The 22,929-nt window shown below is 68.0% G+C and carries 22 protein-coding genes; 1 reads left to right on the top strand and 21 read right to left on the bottom strand.

The window, feature by feature from the left end; translation table 11 throughout:
- Window positions 1-10: 10 nt before the first annotated feature.
- The 6 genes from OH802_RS17220 to OH802_RS17195 form a co-directional block, all read right to left on the bottom strand.
- Window positions 11-1,027 carry an ABC transporter permease gene (locus OH802_RS17220; RefSeq protein WP_406020415.1) on the bottom strand — a complete coding sequence of 339 codons (1,017 nt, stop codon included), beginning with the start codon at window positions 1,025-1,027 and terminating at the stop codon, window positions 11-13.
- Between the two features lie 162 nt (window positions 1,028-1,189).
- The gene (locus OH802_RS17215) at window positions 1,190-2,896 is read right to left on the bottom strand and encodes an ABC transporter substrate-binding protein (RefSeq protein ID WP_406020413.1); all 1,707 of its coding nucleotides are present in this window, start codon (window positions 2,894-2,896) and stop codon (window positions 1,190-1,192) included.
- A gap of 96 nt (window positions 2,897-2,992) precedes the next feature.
- A complete protein-coding gene (locus tag OH802_RS17210; protein ID WP_406020411.1) occupies window positions 2,993-4,006 on the bottom strand; it encodes an ABC transporter permease in 1,014 nt (337 codons plus the stop codon).
- Window positions 4,007-4,261: 255 nt separating this feature from the next.
- On the bottom strand, window positions 4,262-6,046 hold the full coding sequence (gene aspS, locus OH802_RS17205) for an aspartate--tRNA ligase (RefSeq protein ID WP_406020409.1): 1,785 nt from the start codon (window positions 6,044-6,046) through the stop codon (window positions 4,262-4,264).
- On the bottom strand, window positions 6,043-7,392 hold the full coding sequence (gene hisS / locus OH802_RS17200) for a histidine--tRNA ligase (protein ID WP_406020407.1): 1,350 nt from the start codon (window positions 7,390-7,392) through the stop codon (window positions 6,043-6,045). Before hisS ends, aspS begins: the two co-directional genes overlap by 4 nt.
- Window positions 7,389-8,084 (bottom strand): MBL fold metallo-hydrolase, encoded by a 696-nt coding sequence (locus OH802_RS17195; RefSeq protein ID WP_406020405.1) that lies wholly within the window; start codon window positions 8,082-8,084, stop codon window positions 7,389-7,391. The genes hisS and OH802_RS17195 overlap by 4 nt, the downstream gene beginning before the upstream one ends.
- A gap of 188 nt (window positions 8,085-8,272) precedes the next feature.
- On the opposite strand from OH802_RS17195, the gene OH802_RS17190 reads away from it, so the two are divergent.
- Complete coding sequence (locus OH802_RS17190) at window positions 8,273-9,511, top strand: DUF349 domain-containing protein (protein WP_406020403.1); 1,239 nt, start codon at window positions 8,273-8,275, stop codon at window positions 9,509-9,511.
- Window positions 9,512-9,654: 143 nt separating this feature from the next.
- On the opposite strand, the gene OH802_RS17185 is transcribed toward OH802_RS17190, so the two are convergent.
- The 15 genes from OH802_RS17185 to pgsA form a co-directional block, all read right to left on the bottom strand.
- Window positions 9,655-9,816: a hypothetical protein gene (locus OH802_RS17185; RefSeq protein ID WP_406020401.1), complete on the bottom strand. Its 162-nt coding sequence runs from the start codon at window positions 9,814-9,816 to the stop codon at window positions 9,655-9,657.
- A gap of 104 nt (window positions 9,817-9,920) precedes the next feature.
- On the bottom strand, window positions 9,921-10,124 hold the full coding sequence (locus OH802_RS17180) for a hypothetical protein (RefSeq protein WP_406020400.1): 204 nt from the start codon (window positions 10,122-10,124) through the stop codon (window positions 9,921-9,923).
- Window positions 10,125-10,139: 15 nt separating this feature from the next.
- Window positions 10,140-12,455, bottom strand: coding sequence for a bifunctional (p)ppGpp synthetase/guanosine-3',5'-bis(diphosphate) 3'-pyrophosphohydrolase (locus tag OH802_RS17175; protein WP_355020150.1), 2,316 nt, complete (start codon window positions 12,453-12,455; stop codon window positions 10,140-10,142).
- A 75-nt stretch (window positions 12,456-12,530) separates the two neighbouring features.
- Window positions 12,531-13,097, bottom strand: a complete 567-nt coding sequence (locus OH802_RS17170) for an adenine phosphoribosyltransferase (RefSeq protein ID WP_406020397.1) — start codon at window positions 13,095-13,097, stop codon at window positions 12,531-12,533.
- A complete protein-coding gene (gene secF, locus OH802_RS17165) occupies window positions 13,094-14,335 on the bottom strand; it encodes a protein translocase subunit SecF (protein WP_406020395.1) in 1,242 nt (413 codons plus the stop codon). Before secF ends, OH802_RS17170 begins: the two co-directional genes overlap by 4 nt.
- Window positions 14,335-16,047: a protein translocase subunit SecD gene (gene secD, locus OH802_RS17160; RefSeq protein ID WP_406020393.1), complete on the bottom strand. Its 1,713-nt coding sequence runs from the start codon at window positions 16,045-16,047 to the stop codon at window positions 14,335-14,337. Before secD ends, secF begins: the two co-directional genes overlap by 1 nt.
- Before the next feature lie 7 nt (window positions 16,048-16,054).
- Window positions 16,055-16,423, bottom strand: a complete 369-nt coding sequence (gene yajC, locus OH802_RS17155; RefSeq protein WP_406020391.1) for a preprotein translocase subunit YajC — start codon at window positions 16,421-16,423, stop codon at window positions 16,055-16,057.
- Window positions 16,424-16,510: 87 nt separating this feature from the next.
- A complete protein-coding gene (gene ruvB, locus OH802_RS17150) occupies window positions 16,511-17,608 on the bottom strand; it encodes a Holliday junction branch migration DNA helicase RuvB (protein WP_406020389.1) in 1,098 nt (365 codons plus the stop codon).
- Between the two features lie 5 nt (window positions 17,609-17,613).
- Window positions 17,614-18,213 carry a Holliday junction branch migration protein RuvA gene (gene ruvA / locus OH802_RS17145; RefSeq protein WP_160022872.1) on the bottom strand — a complete coding sequence of 200 codons (600 nt, stop codon included), beginning with the start codon at window positions 18,211-18,213 and terminating at the stop codon, window positions 17,614-17,616.
- Window positions 18,210-18,734 (bottom strand): crossover junction endodeoxyribonuclease RuvC, encoded by a 525-nt coding sequence (ruvC, locus tag OH802_RS17140; RefSeq protein WP_355231131.1) that lies wholly within the window; start codon window positions 18,732-18,734, stop codon window positions 18,210-18,212. The genes ruvA and ruvC overlap by 4 nt, the downstream gene beginning before the upstream one ends.
- A 170-nt stretch (window positions 18,735-18,904) precedes the next feature.
- Window positions 18,905-19,672 carry a YebC/PmpR family DNA-binding transcriptional regulator gene (locus tag OH802_RS17135; protein WP_378829627.1) on the bottom strand — a complete coding sequence of 256 codons (768 nt, stop codon included), beginning with the start codon at window positions 19,670-19,672 and terminating at the stop codon, window positions 18,905-18,907.
- A 107-nt stretch (window positions 19,673-19,779) separates the two neighbouring features.
- Window positions 19,780-20,352, bottom strand: coding sequence for a pyridoxal 5'-phosphate synthase glutaminase subunit PdxT (gene pdxT, locus OH802_RS17130; RefSeq protein ID WP_406020386.1), 573 nt, complete (start codon window positions 20,350-20,352; stop codon window positions 19,780-19,782).
- Entirely contained in the window at window positions 20,349-21,245 is an 897-nt protein-coding gene (pdxS, locus tag OH802_RS17125) for a pyridoxal 5'-phosphate synthase lyase subunit PdxS (protein WP_160022862.1), read from the bottom strand. The genes pdxT and pdxS overlap by 4 nt, the downstream gene beginning before the upstream one ends.
- Before the next feature lie 92 nt (window positions 21,246-21,337).
- Window positions 21,338-22,111, bottom strand: a complete 774-nt coding sequence (locus OH802_RS17120) for an inositol monophosphatase family protein (protein WP_406020383.1) — start codon at window positions 22,109-22,111, stop codon at window positions 21,338-21,340.
- Window positions 22,108-22,728 carry a phosphatidylinositol phosphate synthase gene (gene pgsA / locus OH802_RS17115; protein ID WP_350658856.1) on the bottom strand — a complete coding sequence of 207 codons (621 nt, stop codon included), beginning with the start codon at window positions 22,726-22,728 and terminating at the stop codon, window positions 22,108-22,110. Before pgsA ends, OH802_RS17120 begins: the two co-directional genes overlap by 4 nt.
- Between the last annotated feature and the right edge of the window lie 201 nt (window positions 22,729-22,929).

Genomic DNA, 22,929 nt, shown 5'->3' with positions numbered 1-22,929 from the left:
CAGATCCTCCTCAGGCGACGCGCACGCGCGGATCGATGAAGGCGTACAGGACGTCGACGATGATGTTGGCGAGGATCACCAGAGCCCCGAGGAGCAGCACCAGGCCCACGATGGTGGGAAGGTCGAAGGTCTCGTTCGCGGTCACCGCGAGCTTTCCGAGACCGTAGTAGTTGAAGACGTCCTCGGTGATGATCGCGCCGCCGAGGACGGCAGCGAAGTCGAGACCGAACATCGTCACCAGCGGGGTCAGCGCCGCGCGCAGCGCGTGCTTGAACAGCACCTTGCCGCTCTTGACGCCCTTGGCCTTCGCGGTGCGGATGTAGTCCTCGCTCATCGACTCGAGCACGAACGCCCGGGTCATGCGTACGTAGCCCGCCATGTAGACCACCGCGAGCGTGAATCCGGGCAGCGTGAGCTGGACCAGCCATTGCCAGACACCACCCTCGGCTATCGACACGTATCCCGGCGCGGGGAAGATCCCCCACTTGATGGCTACGAAGTTGATCAGCAGTGCTCCCACGAAGAACGTCGGGAACGCATAGAGCGCCAGCGTTGCTCCGACGACGCCACGATCGAGGAGAGAGCCCTTGACGATCGCGGCCAGCACGCCGAACAGAACACCGAAGACGACCCAGATGGTGACCGCGACCATGGCGATCGAGATCGAGATCGGCGCTGCCTCGGCGATCTCGTCGTTGACCGTCATCTGCAGCTGCTGGGAGTAGCCCAGGCAGGGCGCCGCGCACTCGGTGACCAGCTCGGGGTTGGCCTCGCGCATCGCCTCGTCGGCGGGGTACTCGCGGCCGACGACGACGCCCTTGGCGAAGTTGCCCCACTGGACCAACAGCGGCTGGTCGTAGCCGAGGGCCTGACGGGTCTCCTCGATGCGCTCAGGGGGGCAGTTCTTGCCGCAGGAGAACTGTGCCGGGTCGACCGGGTTCTTCATGAACAGTGCGAAGACGATGAAGCTCATCGCCACCAGCATGAGCAAGCCGACGATCACGCGCCGGATGATGTAGGCGACCATCGGTGGGTCTCACCTTCATTGGGATCGGCCGGACCACCGTCGTGGGGTGTCGTCCGGGGGGAATCGTGTCCAGGTACAAGGGGGGAGGCGGGGCTCTGGCGAGCCCCGCCTCCAAGGTCGGAACGGCTCAGGGCCGTCCGACGGTGTTGCGGAGCTGAAGGATCAGTCCTCGACGTCGATGGTCGCCAGGTCCGGGTAGGACGAGGAGGCATCGGTCGTGACGAAGCCCTTCACCTTGGAGCCGTAGACCCAGTTGAAGGTCGCGATCTCCAGCGGGATGTAGGCGACGTCCTCACCCATGACCGCGTCTGCCTCCTGGAGGAACTTGTTCTGCTCCTCGATGGTGGCGGAGTTGGCGGCCTGGTCGAACAGCTTGTCGACCGCAGGGTTCTTGTAGTTGCCGTAGTTCTGACCGTTGGTGGTCTTCTCGATCTGACGGCTGTCGAACAGCGCGGCAGTGACGGTCATCGCGGAGCCCCAGTCGGCACCCCAACCGCCCCACATCACGTCGGCCTTGTTGGAAGGCTTCTGGATGTTGGAGTAGTAGACGTCGCCCAGCGGGTCCAGGGTGACCTTGAAGCCGGCGGCCTCCCAGCCCTCGACCAGAGCGGACGCCTGCTTGTCGGCGGTGTCGCTCTGCGGGTAGGTGAACGTGATCGGGTACGGCGTCTTGACACCGGCGTCAGCCAGGGTCTTCTTCGCCGCGGCCGGGTCGCCCTTGAGGTTGCGGTCCTTGTACGCCGGGTTGGCGACGTAGCCCGGAACGGCCGGGTTCACGATCGAGTCGGCCGGGGTGTAGGCCTTCTCGCCACCGCCGGCGGCGATCCAGGACTCGACGTCGGTCGCCTGGGCCAGCGCCTTGCGGACGTTCGGGTCCTTCATCTGGTTCTGGTTCGGCACCAGGTAGTCGACGTAGGGCGACTGGACCTGGACGTAGCGGTCCTTGACGCCGGCCTCGGTGAGACGCGGGTAGAACTCCGGCGGGACGCGCGAGCCGCTGACGATGGTCGTCTGCGAGTCGGGGCTGTCCGAGAACAGCTTCTCGTAGCTGGTCGTCGCCTTCTCACCGAACTTGACGGTGATCGAGTCGGGAAGAGCCTCACGGAGCGACTTGTCGTCGGTCTCCGGGTCGTACTCGTCGTTGCGGACCAGGGTGCCGCCCTTCTGGGCGTTCCAGTCCTTCACCTTGTAGGGGCCGTTGGAGAAGATCTTGTCGTCGTTCTTGGCACCCTTGTCGAAGGACTTCTTGTACGGGTCCATCATGTGCAGCGACGAGATCGCCAGCGGGAAGTCCGGCCACGGCGACTTGAACTTGTAGGTGATGGTCTTGCCATCGCAAGTCACCGCCTGGTCGAAGTCGGCCTGCTGCTCGGGGGTCGCGGTGTAGGGACCGGGGTACTCACCCTTGAGCGCGAGCTTCGCGGTCAGGTAGAAGCCCGGACCACCGGTGAGCTCGTCGGCGGCGAAGTTGCGCGAGGCGCCGTAGGCGAAGTCCTCACACGTGATCTCGGAGCCGTCCTCCCACGTCACGCCGTCCTTGATGGTGAACGACCAGGTCTTGGCGCCGTCGCTCGAGGTGCCCTCGTCGGTCGCCAGGTCGGGGATCGGCTTGCTCGAAACCTTGGGGTCGGTCGATGACGGGTTCGAGAGCAGCTTGCGGTAGACCAGTCGCGTGGTGTGCGAGATGGTCTCACCCACGTAGATGCGCTGCGGGTCCAGGTGGTCCCACGGGTCCTCACTGACGATGGTCAGGCCCTTGGCGTCCGAGCCACCGCCGTCCCCGCCGCTGCCACAGGCAGCCAGGCCCAGCGAAAGCCCGAGCACGCCGGCGGCACTGACCGCAACGTACTTCGCTCGCTTCTTGAGCATTCGTTTCTCCTTGGTGTGGTCGCCGTCAGCCTCTGACAACTGACGCCGTATCGGTGTCCCGGACGGGTCACCTGTGTGTGTTCGGAGCCCCGAGGCTCACCTGTCACCCTTGGGGTCAAGGGCGTCTCGCAACCCGTCCCCGAGAAGGTTGAACGAGATCACGATGGTCGCGATCAGGATCGCGGGCATGAAGAAGTAGAACGGGTCGACCTGCGCGTACTTCAAAGAGTCCGCGAGGACGTTTCCGAGCGTGGGCGTCGGTGGCTTGACGCTGACCTGGAGGTAGCTCAACGCCGCCTCGGCCGAGATGTAGGCCGGCATCATCAAGGTGACCAGGACCAGCAGCGGAGCCCACAGGTTCGGCAGGATCTCCTTGAAGTAGATCCGCGACTTGGAGGCACCCAGAACGATCGCGGCCTCCACGAACTCACGTTGCTTGATCGAGAGCACCTGACCTCTGACCACCCGAGCCGTGCTGGTCCAGCCGAACATAGCCAGCACCACCGTGCAGTAGATCCCCTGCGCGAGTGGCCCGTTGGGCAGCCCGGTCACCTGTTGCACGAGCTCGAGGCCGAGGGCCGAGAGCGCCAGCAGCATCAGCGTCGAGGGGAAGGAGAGGGTCAGGTCGGTGAAGCGGCTCAGGCCCGCGTCCATCCAGCCACCGCTGAAGCCGGAGACGATCCCGACGACCGCGCCGATGACCACCGAGAGGATCGCCGCGGTCAGCGCGATCGCCAGCGAGAAGGTGATCCCGTACCAGAACCGGGACATCGCGTCGCGGCCGGTGCCGGGCTCCACGCCGAGCGGGTGTGCGGCGCTCGCGCCGCTGAACCTGCCCTCGGGGATGGTGTTGGCGTCGAGCAGATCCTGGTTGTAGCTGAACGGGTCCAGCACGCCCATCTTGACGAGAAGGGGGGCCAGCACAGCGGCCAAGACCACCAGGATGACCACCGTCAGCGACACCATCGTCAGCTTGTCCTTGCGAAGCCGCATCCATGCCAGCTTCATCGGTGACTTGCCGGCGAACTTCTTCGCCTCCTCAGGCGAAGCAGAAGGTGTCGATCCACCCGAGAGTTCTTCACCTTCGAACACGGTGGCCGATTCGCTCATGGTTCCTCTGTCTAGTCGTATTTGTGGGTGCCGCCGTCGCACGGCAGCGTCCGACCCACGAGGTCGACGGATGGAACTCTATGTGATCCTTTTGCCCGGATGCGCCCCGTACCGGTAACGATCCGATTTCAACCAGTGATACGGCAGATCGGGAGGGATTCTTGCCATTCACCGTTGAACGACGAGAGTCTCCGGGACCGGCGGACCGGTCCCGGAGACTCTGTTGGCTCTACGTTGGCTCTACGTGAAGCGCGCTCAGTTCGCCGATTCGCCCTCGGCGGACGCCGCCGGAGCGGGCCGTGCGTCGACGCCCGCCTCCTTGCGCTGCTCGGGGGTGATCGGCGCCGGAGCGGCGGTGAGCGGGTCGTAACCGGCACCCGTCTTCGGGAAGGCGATCACGTCGCGGATGGAGTCGGTGCCGGCGAGGAGGGCGACGACGCGGTCCCAGCCGAAGGCGATGCCGCCGTGCGGCGGGGCACCGAACTTGAACGCGTCGAGCAGGAAGCCGAACTTCTCCTCGGCCGCCTCCTCGCCGATCCCCATCAGGTCGAAGACCCGCTTCTGGATGTCCTCGCGGTGGATACGGATCGACCCGCCGCCGATCTCGTTGCCGTTGCAGACGATGTCGTAGGCCCACGCGAGCGCGTTGCCGGGGTCCTTGTCGAAGCCCTCGACGTCCTGCGGGCTGGTGAAGGCGTGGTGGACCGCGGTCCACTCCCCCGCACCGACAGCGACGTCACCGGACTCGACGGCCTCGGAGGCCGGCTCGAGGAGCGGCGCGTCGACGACCCACAGGAAGCTCCACGCGCCGTCCTTGCGGAGGTCGAGGCGGTTGCCGATCTCCAGCCGGGCGGCACCCAGCAGGGAGCGGCTCGACTTGGGCGCACCGGCGGCGAAGAAGATGCAGTCCCCGGGGTTGGCGCCGACATGAGCGGCCAGTCCGGCAGCCTCGGTCTCGGAGAGGTTCTTGGCGACCGGACCGGTCAGCGAGCCGTCCTCCTGGACCAGGACGTACGCCAGGCCCTTGGCGCCGCGCTGCTTGGCCCAGTCCTGCCAGCCGTCGAGCTGACGCCGCGGTTGGCTCGCGCCGCCCGGCATCACCACGGCGCCGACGTAGGGCGCCTGGAAGACGCGGAACGTGGTCTCGGAGAAGTAGTCGGTGCACTCGGTGATCTCGATGCCGAAGCGCAGGTCGGGCTTGTCGGAGCCGTACTTGGCCATCGCGTCGGCGTACGTCATTCGCGGCAGCGGGAGCGGCACGTCGTAGCCGATCAGCTTCCACAGCGCCGCGACGATCTCCTCGCCGAGGGCGATCACGTCGTCCTGCTCGACGAAGCTCATCTCGATGTCGAGCTGGGTGAACTCCGGCTGCCGGTCGGCGCGGAAGTCCTCGTCACGGTAGGCGCGGGCGAGCTGGTAGTAGCGCTCCATGCCGCCGACCATGAGCAGCTGCTTGAACAGCTGCGGGGACTGCGGCAGCGCGTACCACGAGCCCGGCTGCAGGCGGGCCGGGACCAGGAAGTCACGGGCGCCCTCGGGGGTGCTGCGGGTCAGCGTCGGGGTCTCGATCTCGACGAAGTCGTGACCGGCCAGCACGTCGCGCGCGGCCTTGTTGGCCTTCGAGCGCAGGCGGATGGCGGCGCCGGGCGCGGTGCGGCGCAGGTCGAGGTAGCGGTGCTTGAAACGTACGTCCTCGCCGACCTCCACATGGTCGTCGATCGGGAACGGGAGGGCCGCGGCGGCGCTGAGGACCTCGAGTTCCTTGGCGACGACCTCGATCTCGCCGGTGGCGAGGTTGGGGTTGCGGTTCTCCTCGGTGCGCGCGACGACCTCGCCGGTGACCTTGATGCAGTATTCGTTGCGGAGCGCGTGGGCGATCTCCTCGTCGCGGACGACGACCTGGACCACGCCGCTGGCCTCACGCAGATCGAGGAAGGCGACCCCGCCGTGATCGCGTCGACGGCCTACCCAGCCGGCGAGGGTCACAGTCTGGCCGACGTTCTCGGCACGCAGGGTGCCGGCGTCGTGGGTGCGGATCACTTCTTCTCCTCGTTGTTCGCGACGACCTGGGGCTTCAGGTCGCTCTCGTTCTGCGGCGTCCAGGTGGCCGGGTCGGCCGGGACCTGGTCGCCGGTGCGGATGTCCTTGATCTCGTAGCCGCCTTCGGTCGCGAAGAGGACGTACGGGATGCCGCGGCGCTCCGCGAAGCGGATCTGCTTGCCGAACTTGGCGGCGTTGGGCGAGACCTCGCAGGCAACATTGTGAGCGCGCAGCTGCTGGGCCGCCGAATCGGCCTCGGCCCTGCTCTCCTCGTCGGAGACGGCGACCAGCACGGTGCTCGGGACCTTGCGGTCGCCGTCGAGCACGCCCTTCTGCACGAGCGGCACCAGGACGCGACTCACGCCGAGCGAGATCCCGACGCCCGGGTAGGTGGTCTTCCCATCGTTGGCGAGCGCGTCGTAGCGGCCACCGGAGCAGATGCTGCCCAGCGACTCGTAGCCGTCGAGGCGGGTCTCGAAGACGGTGCCGGTGTAGTAGTCCAGGCCCCGGGCGATGCTCAGGTCGGCCACGACGCGGACGGAGTCGGTGTTGAGCGGCGCGGTGGCGGTGATCAGCGTGGCCAGCTCGGTCAGGCCCTCCTCGAGCAGCTCGCTCTCGACACCGAGGGCACGGACCTTCTCCACGAACGAGTCGTCGGTGGCGGTGATCGTGGCGAGCTCGAGGCACTTGGCGGCCTGCTCGTCGGTCAGCCCAGCCTCGGAGACCAGCAGCTTGCCGACCTCCTCTGCGGGCATCTTGTCGAGCTTGTCGATGAGCCGCATGGTCTCCTCGACGTCGGGGGCGCCGAGACCGGCGTAGAAGCCCTGGATCAGCTTGCGGTTGTTGACCTGGAGCGTGAACCCGGGCAGGAAGGTCAGCTTGCCGAGCGCCTCGAGCATGACCCGGGCGACCTCGACGTCGTGGTGGAACGGCAGCGTGTCGCGTCCGACGATGTCGATGTCGGCCTGCGCGAACTCGCGGAAGCGGCCCTCCTGCGGACGCTCGCCTCGCCAGACCTTCTGGATCTGGTAGCGGCGGAAGGGGAACTCCAGCTTGCCGGCGTTCTCCAGCACGTAGCGGGCGAAGGGGACGGTCAGGTCGAAGTGGAGCCCCATCCCCTTGTCCCTGGCGTTGTCCTCCTCCTGCAGGCGGCGCAGGACGTAGACCTCCTTGGAGGTGTCGCCCTTGCGCAGCAGCTGGTCCATCGGCTCGACGGCACGGGTCTCGATGTTGCCGAAGCCGTGCAGCTCGAAGGTGCGGCTCAGGGTCGCGATGACCTCGCGCTCGACGGTGCGCTGGCTCGGCAGGAACTCCGGGAACCCGGAGAGCGGTGTTGGCTTGTTCATGGTGTGGTGATCAGGTCCTGAAGGAATGGGTTCGTCGCACGCTCGCGACCGATGGAGGTCTGTTCGCCGTGTCCGGGGAGCACCACGATGTCGTCGGCGAGGGGCAGCACCTTGGTGGTCAGGGACTGCAGCATCGTGGCGTGGTCACCACCGGGGAGGTCCGTACGCCCGATGCTGCCCGCGAAGAGCAGGTCGCCGGAGAACATCACGTCACTGACCTCGGCGTGATCGGGGTAGGGGGTCCGGAAGGTGACCGACCCCTCGGTATGCCCGGGCGTATGGTCGATCAGGAAGCTCATCCCGGCCAGGTCGATGGCCTGGCCGTCGGCGAGCTCGCGGACGTCGTCAGGCTCCACGAAGTCGTAGGTCCCCTGCGGCATGCCGAGCAGCATCTGCGCCGACTCCGGCGAGATGCCCTGGAGCGGATCGGCCAGGAGGTGACGGTCGTTGGGGTGGATCCAGGCCGTCGAGTCGTATGTCTTGCTCACCGGGGTCACGGACCACATGTGGTCGACGTGGCCGTGGGTGAGGAGCACGGCGACCGGCTTGAGACGCTGCTCCCGGACGATCTCCTCGATGCCCTTGGCGGCGTCTTTCCCGGGGTCGATCACGACACACTCGGTGCCCGGACCGGTGGCGGCGACGTAGCAGTTGGTGCCCCACGGACCGGCGGGAAAGCCTGCGATCAACACGAGAAACACCCTATCCAGCGGTACAGTGCAGCGCCGCATCGTGGCGTCTGACTACGATGGGCATCCCGAGGTGTGCCGGGACGCCACGGGGACCTGCAAGTTGAGCCGACCGGGACTGTGACGAGCACGGTGTCCGGCGGGGGAGATTTCATAAGAGGTTAGCGCCTCATGCGAAGAGTAGGGACATTGTGACCAGCGAGCAGTGGGGTCGGGTCGAGGAAGACGGAACGGTCTACGTGAAGACCGCTGAGGGCGAGCGTTCCGTGGGGCAATACCCGGAAGGCACGCCAGAGGAGGCGCTTGCCTTCTTCACCAACCGGTTCGACCAGCTCGCCTTCGAGGTCGAGCAGCTCGAGCGGCGCGTGCATGCGGGCAAGACGTCGCCCGACGAGGCGACCGCGGCGGTCAAGACCGTCGTGGAGAAGGTGACCGACGCCAACGCCGTCGGTGATCTGGCCTCGCTGGTGGCACGGCTGGACGCTCTGGCGCCAGTCATCGCCACCCAGCGCGAGGCCCGTAAGGCCGAGCGGGCCGCGAAGGCGGCCGAGGCGAAGGTCGCCAAGGAGGCTCTCGTCGACGAGGCCGAGAAGCTGGCCCAGAGCAACGACTGGCGCAACGGTGCCAACCGGCTGCGTGAGCTGCTCGACCAGTGGAAGGCTCTCCCCCGCATCGACCGCGGGTCCGACGACGCGCTGTGGCGACGCTTCTCGACGGCGCGCACCGCTTACACGCGTCGCCGCAAGGCCCACTTCGCCGAGCTCAACGCCCGGCGCGAGGACGCCAAGGGGATCAAGGAGCGGATCATCGTCGAGGCCGAGCAGCTCTCCACCTCCACCGACTGGGGCCCCACCGCCGGGCGCTACCGCGACCTGATGCGCGACTGGAAGGCCGCCGGGCCGGCCCCGAAGGACGTCGACGACAAGCTCTGGAAGCAGTTCCGGGCCGCCCAGGACGTCTTCTTCGGTGCCCGTGACGCCGCCAACGCGGCGCTCGACGCCGAGTTCGCGCAGAACGCCGTGGTCAAGGAAGGTCTGCTCGCCGAGGCACAGGAGCTTCTCCCGCTGCTGGAGAAGGGCGACGACCTCGACGCGGTCAAGCGGTCCTTCCGCGACATCGCCGACCGCTGGGACGAGGCCGGCAAGGTCCCGCGCGACCGCATCAAGGAGCTCGAGGGCGCCATGCGTAAGGTCGAGCAGGCCATCAAGTCCGCCGAGGACGACCAGTGGCGCAAGTCCGACCCGGAGAAGTCCGCTCGAGCCGACGACATGATCGCCAAGCTCGAGGAGGCCATCGCCCAGGTCGAGAGCGACCTCGCCAAGGCCCAGGCCTCGGGTGACGCCCGCAAGATCAAGAGCCTCGAGGAGAACCTCGAGTCGCGTCGTCAGTTCCTCGAGATGGCCAAGCGCGCCAGCGCCGACTTCAGCTGACGACCCAACCCCGACTCGGCGCGTCTGTCCCACTCAGGCGCGCCGAGTCGGCGCGTTCTGACGCAGAATCCGGCCGAGTCGGCTCGTCCTGACGGAAATATCCGCCGAGTCGGCTCGTCATGACGCGCCGACTCGGCATGGGGTTACAGGCCGGCGCCGCCGTAGTAGTCGCCCTTCCCGGAGTTGCGGATTTTCGATTGGCGCACGTCGTTGTGGTCGACGGGCTTCCCTCCCTTGCCCAGGGCGGTCCAGACGATGCCTGCGAGGAGAAGTACGCCGCCGATGATGAGGATCCAGGTGAACATGCTGTGCTCCCTCTCTCAGGCGCCCGAGTCGACGCAGCTGTTTCACTGATAACGATCGAGTCGGGACTGATGTCCCATGATCGGGACATCAGTCGGCGGAGGGCTCAGAAGCCGAGGCCGCCAGAGCCGCCGTCGGAGCTGCCATGGTGTTTGCCGCCGTAGTATTCGGCGTTGCCCAGAGCCTGACCCCTGTTCCGGTTGGCCACAGATTCGTCGACGCCTCGAGATGACTTTCTCACCGCTTGCCACACGACGGCGCCGACGATCACGACGCCTACGGCAATCAGAAACCAGGTGAACGGGTCCATCGACTGCTCACTTTCTCATTGGGTGACGCGGTAGGCGTCGAAGACGCCGGGGACTGTGCGTACCTGCTTCAAGACGGTGTCCAGGTGCTTGGAGTCGGCCATCTCGAAGGAGAAGCGGGACTTCGCGACGCGGTCGCGAGTGGTGGTCAGCTGGGCTGAGAGGATGTTCACGTGGGCGTCGGAGAGCGCCATCGTGATGTCGGACAGGAGCCGGGCCCGGTCGAGTGCCTCGACCTGGATGTTGACCAGGAAGACCGAGTTGGACGTTGAGCCCCACTCGACCTCGAGCAGGCGCTCGGGGTGGGAGCGGAGCTCGGCGGCGTTGGTGCAGTCGGTGCGGTGGACGGAGACTCCCCCGCCCTTGGTGACGAAGCCGAGGATGTCGTCGCCAGGCACCGGTGTGCAGCACTTGGCGAGCTTGACCCAGACGTCCGGGGAGCCCTTGACGATCACGCCGGCGTCGGAGTTGGCGGTGGAGACCTTGCCGTGGCGTCTGCGGCCGACGTTGATGGCCTCGGCGAGGTCCTCGGCGGCACCGTCGTCGCCGCCGTGGTCCTCGATGACGCGGCGTACGACCGCCTGGGCGGAGAGGTGGCTCTCGCCGACCGCGGCGTAGAGCGCGTCGACGTCGGCGAGGTCGAAGTGGTCGGCGGCGAGCATGAGCGACTCGCGCGACATCAGCCGCTTGAGGGGCAGGCCCTCCTTGCGCATCAGCCGGGCGATCGCGTCCTGGCCCTTCTCGATGGCCTCGTCGCGGCGCTCGCGGGTGTGCCACTGCCGGATCTTCGCCTTCGCCCGGTTGGACTTGACGAAGGAGGTCCAGTCCCGCGACGGACCGGCGTTGGGCGACTTGGAGGTGAAGACCTCGACGACGTCGCCGCTCTCCAGGGTCGACTCCAGCGGCACCAGACGGCCGTTGACTCGGGCACCGATGGTCTTGTTGCCGACCTCGGTGTGGACGGCGTACGCGAAGTCGACCGGGGTCGCGTCGGCGGGCAGCGCGATCACGTCGCCCTTGGGCGTGAAGACGTAGACCTCGGTGCGCTTCATCTCGAAGCGCAGCGACTCCAGGAACTCGCCGGGGTCGTTGACCTCCGACTGCCAGTCCATGAGCTGCTTGACCCAGCTCATGTCGTTGTCCATCGGCCGGTCGGTGTCGACACCGGCGCGGCCGTCCTCCTTGTATTTCCAGTGCGCGGCCACGCCGAACTCGGCGCGGCGGTGCATCGCGAAGGTGCGGATCTGCAGCTCGACCGGCTTGCCCTGCGGGCCGATCACGGTCGTGTGCAGCGACTGGTACATGTTGAACTTCGGCATCGCGATGTAGTCCTTGAAGCGGCCCAGGACGGGGTTCCACCGCGAGTGCAGGATGCCGAGGACGGAGTAGCAGTCACGCTCGTCCTCGACCAGGATCCGGATGCCGACCAGGTCGTTGATGTCGGAGAAGTCCTTACCGCCGACGATCATCTTCTGGTAGATCGAGTAGTAGTGCTTCGGTCGGCCGGTGACCGTCGCCTTGATCCGGGCCTCGTGCAGGTCGCGCTCGACCTGGTCGATGACCTGAGCCAGGAACTTCTCCCGTGACGGGTTGCGGTCGGCGACGAGGCGGACGAGCTCGTCGTACATCTTCGGGTAGAGGGTCGCGAAGGCGAGGTCCTCGAGCTCGAACTTGATGGTGTTCATGCCGAGCCGGTGGGCCAGCGGCGCGTAGATGTCGAGGGTCTCGCGGGCGCTGCGCTCCTGGCTCTTCTGCGGGACGTATCGCAGCGTACGCATGTTGTGCAGGCGGTCGGCGAGCTTGATCACCAGCACCCGGATGTCGCGGGACATCGCCACGACCATCTTGCGGATCGTCTCGGCCTGCGCGGAGTCGCCGTAGGTGACCTTGTCGAGCTTGGTGACGCCGTCGACGAGGTGGGCGACCTCCTCGCCGAAGTCCCGGGTGAGCTCCTTGAGCGTGTAGGGCGTGTCCTCGACGGTGTCGTGCAGCAGCGCCGCCACCAGGGTCGGCTCGGTCATGCCGAGCTCGGCGAGGATCGTGGTCACCGCGAGCGGGTGGGTGATGTAGGGATCGCCGCTCTTGCGCATCTGCGTGCCGTGAAGGCGCTCGGCGGTGACGTACGCCCGCTCCAGTAGCGCCAGGTCGGCCTTCGGGTGGTTGGACCTCACCGCCCGGAACAGCGGCTCCAGCACAGGATTGCCCGGCGTGCCGCGGCCGCCGATCCGGGCCAGGCGCGCACGGACACTGCGGCCCGACGGGGCCGGGCCACTGCTCTCCCGCGCCTCGATGTTGTGCGCACGAGGCTGCGCGACGATGCGATCCTCTGCCATAGCCAGAGTCTACCGGCCCGACCCGGAGCGTTGGCTAGGACGACACTTGCGGGTTGGACACTTGCGGGCCACCTGCTAGCTGGTGAGCAGTGCGTGCACCGGCGTGTCCGGCAGCTTGCTGCGCGGGTCCAGGAAGCCGAGCTCGAGCAGAACCGAGACGCCCGCGACGACACCGCCGCAGCGCTCGACGAGCTCGATCGTGGCCGCCGCGGTGCCACCGGTCGCGAGGACGTCGTCGATGACCAGCACCCGCTCCCCCGGCGCGACTGCGTCGGTGTGGATCTCCAGGGTGGCCTCGCCGTACTCCAGCGAGTAGGAGACCGCGTGGGTCTCGCGGGGCAGCTTGCCGGCCTTGCGGACGGGCACGAAGCCCACGCCGAGGTGCAGGGCCGCGGGGGCGCCGAGGATGAAGCCTCGCGACTCCATGCCGAGCACCTTGGTCACGGTCACGTTGCCGTCGGCGTCACGCGCCGGAGCGGCGAGCGCCTCGACCACCTGGGTGAAGCCCGCGTGGTCGGCCAGCAGCGGGGTGATGTCCTTGAACCCGACACCCGGCTCCGGGAAGTCGGGAACGTCGGCGACCAGCCGCTCGAGGGTTTCCTCGAGCGACCGGCCACCAGCGGCCGTCTCGGAGACAGTCACTTCCGCTTCGACCTCGACTCGCGCTTCGGCTGCGGACGCCCGGCGGCGCCGCTGTCGGAGACCTCACGGTGCTGGTCGGGTACGTTGCGGCCTCGGCCGGTCGCGGAGCGGTTGGGGCTGGTGCCCCGGCTCACGCCGGCCTCGTGAAGGTCCTCGGAGGGGGCGTCACGGAGCTCGTCCGGCTCGTCGCCCTCCGCGACCGGCATGCCCTCGTCGAAGACCGGCACCGCGGCGTACTTGTCGGCTTCCTTCATCCGCGCGGCGGCACGCTTCTCGGCGTCGACGACGTCCTTCTCCTTCGACTTCAGGTGCACCAGCAGCGGGGTGGCGATGAAGATCGAGGAGTAGGTGCCGACGGCCATACCGATGAAGAGGACCAGCGAGATGTCCTTCAGCGAGGAGGTGCCGAGCTGGACGGTGCTGACGTAGAGGATCGCGACGACCGGCAGCAGACCGATGATCGAGGTGTTGATCGAGCGGACCAGGGTCTGGTTGATCGCCAGGTTGGCCGCGGCGGCGTAGGTCTGCTTCTTCTGCGACAGGTTGCGGGTGTTCTCCTTGACCTTGTCGAAGACCACCACGGTGTCGTAGAGCGAGTAGCCGAGGATCGTCAGGAACCCGGTGACCGTTGCCGGGGTCACCTCGAAGCCGACGATCGCGTAGACGCCGACCGTGATCACCACGTCGTGGGCCAGGGCGACGACGGCCGCGACCGACATCTTCCATTCCTTGAAGTAGATCCAGATGAACAGGACCACGCCGACGAGGAAGATGCCCAGCGCGAGGGCCGCCTTCGAGGCGACCCGCTGGCCCCAGCTGGGGCCGATGCCGGTGCGGCTGATGTCGTCCTCGGCCACGTCGGCGGTCTTGGTGATCGCCCCCATGATCGAGTCGTCGGCCTCGGACCCATCAGCGATCGCCTTGGTCTCGATGACGATCGACTTGGGTCCGGCCGTGCGCACCGTGGCGCCGTCGGCCGCCTCGACCGCCGTGTCACCGACCGCCGTACGCAGGTCGTCGGCGAGCTCCTGGTCGGCCTGCGCGACGGTCACGGTGTAGCGCGTGCCGCCGGTGAAGTCGATACCGAGGTTGATGCCCTGGAGCCAGACACCGAGGACGACCGCGACGAGCACGACCGCGGAGGCGGCGTACCAGACCATCCGGCGACCGACGAAGTCGAAGGACTTCTCGCCGGTGTAGAGCTCCTTGCCGAGCCGGGAGAAGGAGAACTTGCTCATCAGGCCTTGCCTCCGACCAGAGTGGTGCCCGTGGGGGCGTCGACGGTGCCGATAGCGCGCTTGTCCATGCCGGAGAGCACGTGGCCCTTGTTGAAGAAGCCCCAGCCGGCCATCAGCTTGGTCATCGGGTGGGTGAACCAGAAGAACACCAGCACGTCGATGATCGTGGTCAGGCCGAGCATGAAGGCGAAGCCCTTGACCTCGTTGGTCGCGAAGACGTAGAGCACGAACGCGGCCAGGAACGAGACGCCGTCGGAGGCCAGGCAGGTGTTGCGGGCCCGGACCCAGGCGGTGTCGACGGCCACCCGCATCGAGCGGCCCTCACGCATGTCGTCACGCATCCTCTCGTAGAGGATGATGAAGGAGTCGGCGGTGATGCCGATACCGACGATCAGACCGGCCACGCCCGGAAGGTCCAGGGTGACGCCGGCGGTCTCGCTGAGCAGCAGGATCATCCCGTACGTCAATGCGCCCGCCACGAGCAGAGAGCCGATCACCACGATGCTCATCGCGCGGTAGTAGAGGATCGAGAAGATCACCACGAGGATCAGGCCGACCAGACCGGCCCAGAGTCCGGCGGTGAGCTGGTTGCCGGCCAGGGTCGGGCCGATGACCCGGGTCTGGATGCCGTCCTCGGGGAAGTCGAGCGGCAGTGAGCCGTACTTCAGGTTGTTGGCCAGCGCGGCGGCGGACTCCTGAGTGAAGTCGCCGCTGATCTGGGCACCTCCGCTGATCCGCGAGTCGGCGGTCGGGGCCGAGATCACCTTGGCGTCCAGGACGATCGCGAACTGCTCGCCGGTGCCGGCGATGGCGCCGGTGGTGTCGGCGAAGACCTTGTTGCCTTCGGACTTGAAGTCGAGGGTCACCACGTAGTTGGCCTGCTGCTGCGGGATGCCGTAGGAGGCCTCGCTGATCTCCGTGCCCTCGATGACGGCAGGCGTCAGCAGGTAGGGGACGCCGTCCTCGTCACAGGTCAGCAGCGGCTTACCGGGGATGTCCTCGGCCGGCTCGGCGCCCGGGGCGGGGCAGGTGAAGGAGTTGTAGGCGGTCGCCCACTCCTGAGGCACGTTGCGCATGAACTCGACCGCGTCGTCGACCTTGACGACCTTGTTCTCGTTCTGCTTCTCCGGCTTGGCGCCCGCCGAGGCCGAGGGGCTGGCGCTCGGGTCGGCGCTCTCGGACGCCTTCTCGGAGGCCTTGTCGGACGCGCTCGCGGTCTCGGAGGCGCTGGCGGTCTCGCCACCGAACGCCGCGCGCGGCGAGGTGCCCGGCACGGTGCCGGTCGAGGGGTCCTGGACCATCGAGCCGCTGGGGTCGGCGGCGCCACACGTCTTCTGCGGGCTGCAGGCGACCAGGCGGAAGCGGAGCTTCGCGGTCTGGCGGACCCGCTCGGCGGTCTCCTGCTGCACCTTGCCGGTGCCGGGGATGGAGACCTTGATGACGTCGTTGCCCTCGGTGGTCACTCGGCCGCCGGTGATGCCGGAGCCGTTGACCCGCTGGTCGATGATCGACTTGGCCTCGTCGAGGCTCTCCCTCGGGACCGATCCGCCCTCGGAGTTCTCCGCGGTCATCGAGATCTCGGTGCCGCCGCGCAGGTCGAGGCCCAGCTCGGGCTTCCAGGTGCCGGCGAACGCGATGCCGCCGAACATGATCGCAATGGCCAAGAAGAGCAGTGCGAGTGTCCGGCCGGGGCGCGCTGTCTTGCGTGCCATGTGTTGGTCAGTCCTTCTTGTCGAGGTCCACGATGACGTTCTCGGCGTCGGCGGAGGTCTCGTCGGCCGCAGCCTCGACCTCGCGCTCCTCGCCGGTCTCCTCGTCGGACTCCTCCGCAGGCGCCTCGGTGACCTTCTGGGCCACGGCCTGGCGCACCACCTGGATGACGACGCCGTCGGCGATCTCGACCTTGATGTTCGTCGTGGTCTCCTCGACCTCCGTCACCGTGCCGAAGAACCCGGCGGTCAGCATCACCCGGTCACCCGGCTGGAGGTTGAGCTGGAGCTCACGAGCCTGCTTCGCACGCTTCTGCTGCGGCCTGATCAACAGGAAGTAGAACAGGACGATGATGACGATAAAAGGAAGGAATTCCACGGGGGTTCGGCTCCGACAGTCTGAGTGGTCACCGGCAGGCGCACGGCGACGTGCAAGTCTAACCAGGCACCTGGTTGAGACTGTGAATCAGGCCTCATCCCAGAGCGTTTCCTTGGACCAGGCCGCAGCCTCGGCGTTGGCCGGCACCGGCAGGCCGAGGTGCTCCCATGCTGCCGGGGTCGCGACCCGGCCACGCGGCGTACGTGCCAGGAAGCCGGAACGCACCAGGAACGGCTCGGCCACCTCCTCGACCGTCTCCCGCTCCTCCCCCACCGCGACGGCGAGGGTGGAGATGCCCACCGGCCCGCCACCGAACCTCCGGCACAGGGCGTCGAGGACGGCCAGGTCGAGGCGGTCCAGACCGAGCGGGTCGACCTCGTAGAGATCGAGCGCCTTCTCGGCGATCTGCTGGGTGACCGTGCCGTCGGCCTTGACCTGGGCATAGTCGCGTACGCGGCGCAGCAGCCGGTTGGCGATCCGCGGGGTGCCGCGGGAGCGGCCGGCGATCTCGGCGGCGCCGTCGTCCTTGAGAGTGACCTCGAGCAGGCCCGCGGAACGGCGCACGATCAGCTCGAGATCGGCCGGGTCGTAGAGCTCGAGATGGCCGGTGAAGCCGAACCTGTCCCGGAGCGGGCCGGGAAGGAGGCCGGCGCGCGTGGTTGCGCCAACCAGGGTGAACGGCGGCAGGTCGATCGGGATCGCGGTCGCGCCCGGGCCCTTGCCGATGACCACGTCGACCCGGAAGTCCTCCATCGCCAGGTAGAGCATCTCCTCGGCGGGTCGGCTCATCCGGTGGATCTCGTCGACGAAGAGCACCTCGCCCTCGTTGAGCCCGCTCAGGATCGCGGCCAGGTCGCCGGCATGGGTGATCGCCGGGCCGCTCGTGATCCGAAGCGGCGCCGACATCTCGGCCGCGATGATCATCGCGAGCGTGGTCTTGCCGAGGCCTGGCGGCCCGGACAGGAGTACGTGGTCGGGGGCCCGCTCACGCTGCCGGGCCGCCTCCAGGACGAGGCCGAGCTGCTCGCGGACGCGTTGCTGGCCGATCAGCTCGTCGAGGGTCTTCGGGCGCAGCGCGGCCTCGACGGCCCGGTCGTCGCCGTCGGCCTCGGCGATGGTGAGCGAGGAGCTGTACCCATCAAAGCGGGAGTCCTCCTCGGCCCGGTCCAGGTCGTCCTCGTGCATTGTTTTTACGCCTTCGAAAGGGTGCGTAGAGCTGCCCGGAGCAGCAACGAGATGTTGGCCTGGTCGCCGGCCTCGGGCTCGATCGCGGTCACCGCCTTGTCGGCGTCCCGGGCGTTGTAGCCCAGGCCGACGAGGGCCTCGGTGACCTGGTCGCGCCACGGCGCCGCTGCGGTGGCGCGCGCTGGGGCGGAAGCGGTGCCGGTCGGTGCGCCGATCCTGTCCTTGAGCTCCAGGATGATCCGCTGGGCGCCCTTCTGGCCGATGCCGGGAACCTTGGTGAGGGTCTTGGCATCCTCGCCCGCGATGGCCAGGCGGATGCCGTCGGGCGAGAGGACGGCGAGCATCGCCTGGGCGAGCTTCGGGCCGACGCCGGAGGCGGTCTGGAGCAGCTCGAAGAGGGTGCGCTCGTCGGTGTCGGTGAAGCCGAAGAGGGTCAGCGAGTCTTCGCGCACGACCAGGCTGGTCGGCAGGTGCGCCTCCTCGCCGGTCCGGAGCGTGGCCAGCGTGTTGGGCGTGCAGAGCAGCTCGATCCCGATGCCGCCGACCTCGACGACGGCGGTGGAGAGACTGACGGCGGCGACCTTGCCGCGCACGGACGCGATCATCTGCGTACCTTTCCGGCCGCGGCCACCGCGGCTTCGATGCGGTTCTGGGCGCCTCCGCGCCACTGGTGGGTGATGGCCAGCGCGAGCGCGTCGGCGGCATCGGCAGGCTTCGGCGGAGTCGGGAGCCGCAGGATGCGGGTCACCATCGCGGTCACCTGCTGCTTGTCGGCCCGGCCGTTGCCGGAGACGGCGGCCTTGACCTCCGAGGGCGTGTGCAGGGCGACCGGCAGACCGCGCCGGGCGGCGCAGACCATGGCGAGGCCGCTGGCCTGGGCCGTACCCATGATCGTGGAGACGTTCGAGCGCGCGAAGATCCGCTCGATCGCGACCGCGTCGGGCTGGTGCTCCTCGATCCAGGCGTCGATGCCTTTCTCGATGCTCACCAGCCGCTCCCAGACGGGAAGATCGGAGGACGTACGGATCACTCCGACGTCCACCATCGACAGCGGCCGGCCGAGCGACCCGTCGACCACGCCCATCCCGCACCGGGTCAGGCCGGGGTCGATCCCAAGCACCCGCACGCCCACTCCTTCGTCCGATCGAACGCCTGTTCGTAGCGTACAGACTAGGGCTTGTCTCCCCAGCCCTGACACGCCCTGCCGAGAATGCAGTTGTGGGCGACGAAAGTAGAGTTTCGTCGCCCACAACCAACGATTCGACCCGCCGAAACTACCGATTCGGCCGGTGGTGCTCAGGCGTCGACGGTCTCCATGACCTCGTCGGGGATGTCGGCGTTGGAGAAGACGTTCTGTACGTCGTCGAGGTCGTCGACGGCGTCGATGAGCTTGAAGACCTTCTCGGCGGACGGGGCGTCGGCGACCGGGATGTCCATGCTCGCGACGAACTGGACCTCGGCGGAGTCGTAGTCGATGCCGGCGTCCTGCAGCGCGGTGCGGACCGCGACGACGTCGGACGGGTCGGAGACGATCTCGAAGGACTCACCGAGGTCGTTGACGTCCTCGGCACCGGCGTCGAGGGTGGCCTCGAGGAGGTCGTCCTCGGAGATCTCCTTGCCCTCCTGCGCCTTGGCCACGACGACGACGCCCTTGCGGTCGAAGAGTCGCGAGACCGAGCCCGGGTCGGCCATGGTGCCGCCGTTGCGGGTGACCGCGGTGCGCACCTCCATCGCCGCCCGGTTGCGGTTGTCGGTCAGACACTCGATGAGGAGCGCGACGCCCTGGGGGCCGTAGACCTCGTACATGATCGTGTCGTAGCTGACCCCGCCGCCGTCGAGCCCACCACCGCGCTTGACCGCGCGGTCGATGTTGTCGTTGGGGACCGACTGCTTCTTGGCCTTCTGGATCGCGTCGTAGAGGGTCGGGTTGCCCGACGGGTCGGGACCGCCGGTCTTGGCCGCGATCTCGATCGTCTTGATGAGCTTGGCGAAGAGCTTGCCGCGCTTGGCGTCGATCGCCGCCTTCTTGTGCTTCGTCGTTGCCCACTTGGAGTGGCCGCTCATCTGGAAACCGTCCTTTGCCCCGCGTCGTCGCTGATGCTGTCGTGCCACCACCGGAAGACGTCACAGGGCAGCAGGTGTCCATTCTAACTACGTGCGGTGCGTCACCGTCAGCAGCAGGTATCCAGGAACAGCCGGTGCAGCCGGTCATCGGCGTTGACCTCGGGATGGAAGCTCGTCGCCATGAGCTGGTTCTGACGTACGGCGACGGGGTGCTCCCCCACGCTCGCCAGGACCTCCACGCCCTGGCCGATCTCCTCGACCCAGGGCGCCCGGATGAAGACGCCGTGGATCGTGCCGTCGAGGCCAGTGAGCTCCAGGTCGGTCTCGAACGACTCCGTCTGCCGCCCGAAGGCGTTGCGCCGGACCGTGATGTCGAGCCCGCCGATGGTCTCCTGGCCCGGCGCCGCGTCGAGCAGCCGGTCGGCCAGGAGCACCATCCCGGCGCAGGTGCCGAGCGCCGGCATCCCGCCCCGGACCCGCTCGCGGAGCGGGTCGAGCAGCTCGAACGTACGCGCCAGGCGCCACATCGTCGTCGACTCACCGCCGGGGATGACGAGCGCGTCGCACGCGTCGAGCTCCTCCCGGCGGCGTACGGACGTCCCCTTCACCCCCAGGCGGTCGAGGGCGGCGAAGTGCTCGCGGACGTCGCCCTGGAGGGCGAGTACGCCGACGGTGGTCACCAGCCGCGCTCCGCGAACTGGATCGACCTGGCCGGCTCGTCGACGTTGATGCCGACCATGGCCTCGCCGAGGCCGCGGGAGACCTTGGCGACGACGTCGGGGTCGTCGTGGAAGGTGGTCGCCTTGACGATCGCCTCGGCGCGCTGGACCGGGTTGCCGGACTTGAAGATGCCGGAGCCGACGAAGACGCCCTCGGCGCCGAGCTGCATCATCATCGCGGCGTCGGCCGGGGTCGCGATGCCGCCGGCGGTGAACAGGACGACCGGGAGCTTGCCGTTCTCGGCGACCTCCTTGACCAGCTCGTAGGGAGCCTGGAGCTCCTTGGCGGCGACGTAGAGCTCGTCCTCGGCGAGGGCGCCGAGACGGCGGATCTCGCGGCGGATCGTACGCATGTGGGTGACCGCGTTGGACACGTCGCCGGTGCCGGCTTCGCCCTTGGAGCGGATCATCGCCGCGCCCTCGGTGATACGGCGCAGAGCCTCGCCGAGGTTGGTCGCGCCGCACACGAACGGCACGGTGAAGGCCCACTTGTCGATGTGGTTCTCGTAGTCGGCCGGGGTCAGCACCTCGGACTCGTCGATGTAGTCCACCCCGAGGCTCTGCAGCACCTGGGCCTCGGCGAAGTGGCCGATCCGGGCCTTGGCCATGACCGGGATGGAGACGGCCTCGATGATGCCGTCGATCATGTCGGGGTCGGACATGCGGCTCACGCCGCCCTGAGCGCGGATGTCGGCGGGAACGCGCTCGAGCGCCATCACCGCCACCGCCCCGGCGTCCTCGGCGATCTTCGCCTGCTCGGCGGTGACCACGTCCATGATCACGCCGCCCTTGAGCATCTCCGCCATCCCGCGCTTGACCCGCGAGGTTCCCGTCTCATTCATGCTTGTTGCCATGGGGCGATCGTAGGTCGGGACAAGGCGTACGCCACCCTCGGAAAGCCCTGGTCAGGCCACTGTTCCCAAAGTGGACTGCTCCAAGTGGACTGCTACCCGGCCAACGCCTCGGCGGCCTCGGCCACCGCGGTGGGGGTGCCGGCCAGCGACCAGGTGACCCCACCGGCTTCCACCTGGGTCGTGGCTCCGCCGGCGCCCAGGACGAGGGCGGCGCCGGGGAGGCGGTCCCAGTCGGGGACGGAGTGCTGGCAGAAGAGGTGGAGCTTGCCCTGAGCGATGGCGGTGAGATCCATCGAGCCGGAGCCGAGGATCCGGATCGAGGCGGCGCCGCTAGCGACGCGGACGTACGCCTCGCCGACCGGGTGCTTCAGCTTCGAGGGGTGGAGGTAGGTGGTGAGGCAGGCGAGGGCGAGCGGCGTGTCGGGCATCGCGTCGAGCCGGACGCCGTTGCGGGTCGTGGGCAGCTCGGGGCCGCCGACGTAGACCGCGTCCTCCGCGGGTGAGTAGATCGCACCCAGGATGATGCCGTCGCCGTCGGTGAGCGCCAGCGCGGAGCACCACCAGTCGAGGCCGCGTACGAAGTTGTAGGTGCCGTCGACCGGGTCGATGGTCCATACCCGGCCGGTGGTCGACTCGCGGGCCGAGCCCTCCTCGCCGAGGATGCCGTCGCCGGGGTGCTCGACTGTCAGCCGTTCGACGATCGCCTTCTCGGCGGCCTTGTCGGCGGCGGTGACCAGGTCGGAGACCGAGGTCTTGGTCTCGATCGAGTCACCGATGCCCTCGATGCGCATCTTCGCGGCGAGCGAGCCGGCGCCGCGGACGAGCTCCGCGGCCAGGCGTACGTCTGCCTCGGTCGGCGCGGTCACGAGGCCGCCTCCTCGGCGAGGGCCTGCTTGCGGACGGTCCAGATGCGCTGGCCGACGGTGACGGTCGAGGCGACGGCGAGGATCCACAGCGCGATGTAGATGAGCAGGTCGAGGGAGAAGATGCCGGCGAAGCCGGTCATCACCAGGACCAGGACCAGACGATCGGCGCGCTCGGCGATGCCGACGTTGGCGGTGAAGCCCAGCGACTCGGCGCGGGCGCGGGCGTAGGACGTGACCGCACCTATGACGAGGCACCACAGGGACAGTGCGAGATAGAGGTCGGAGTCACCCGGGCCGGCGAAGTAGAGCGCCAGGCCACCGAAGACCGCGCCGTCGCCGAACCGGTCGAGGGTGGAGTCCCAGAAGGCACCGAACTTCGACGTGCGACCGACGGCACGCGCCATCGCCCCGTCGATCAGGTCGCTGAAGACGAAGCAGGTGATGAAGATCGTGCCGGCCAGCAGCTCGCCGCGCGGGTAGAACGCCAGCGCTCCGACCGCTACTCCGATGGTGCCGACGAGCGTCACGACATCTGGGCTGATCTTCAGCGCCACGAACAGCCGGACGATGGGCGCGAGGACGACTCCCTGAACGAAGCCTTTGATGTGATCCAACATGGCGCGGCCACGCTATCGGATCCCGCCGAGGCGTCACTCCCGCGCGCCGAAACGTCACTCACATTCTGCCGAGGCGTCACTCACGTCGGTCGAGGTGTCGCTCACGTCTGCCGAGGCGTCGCTCGCGTCGGCCCAAGTGTCGCTCCCGTCGGCCGAGAGGTCAGCGGGTGACATCTCGACCGACCTAGGTGACGCCTCGAC

This window comes from Nocardioides sp. NBC_00850, from assembly GCF_045207335.1.
Lineage (GTDB): Bacteria > Actinomycetota > Actinomycetes > Propionibacteriales > Nocardioidaceae > Nocardioides.
The sequence above is the reverse complement of the archived record's forward strand: the minus strand, read 5'-3'. Positions and strand labels throughout refer to the sequence as shown.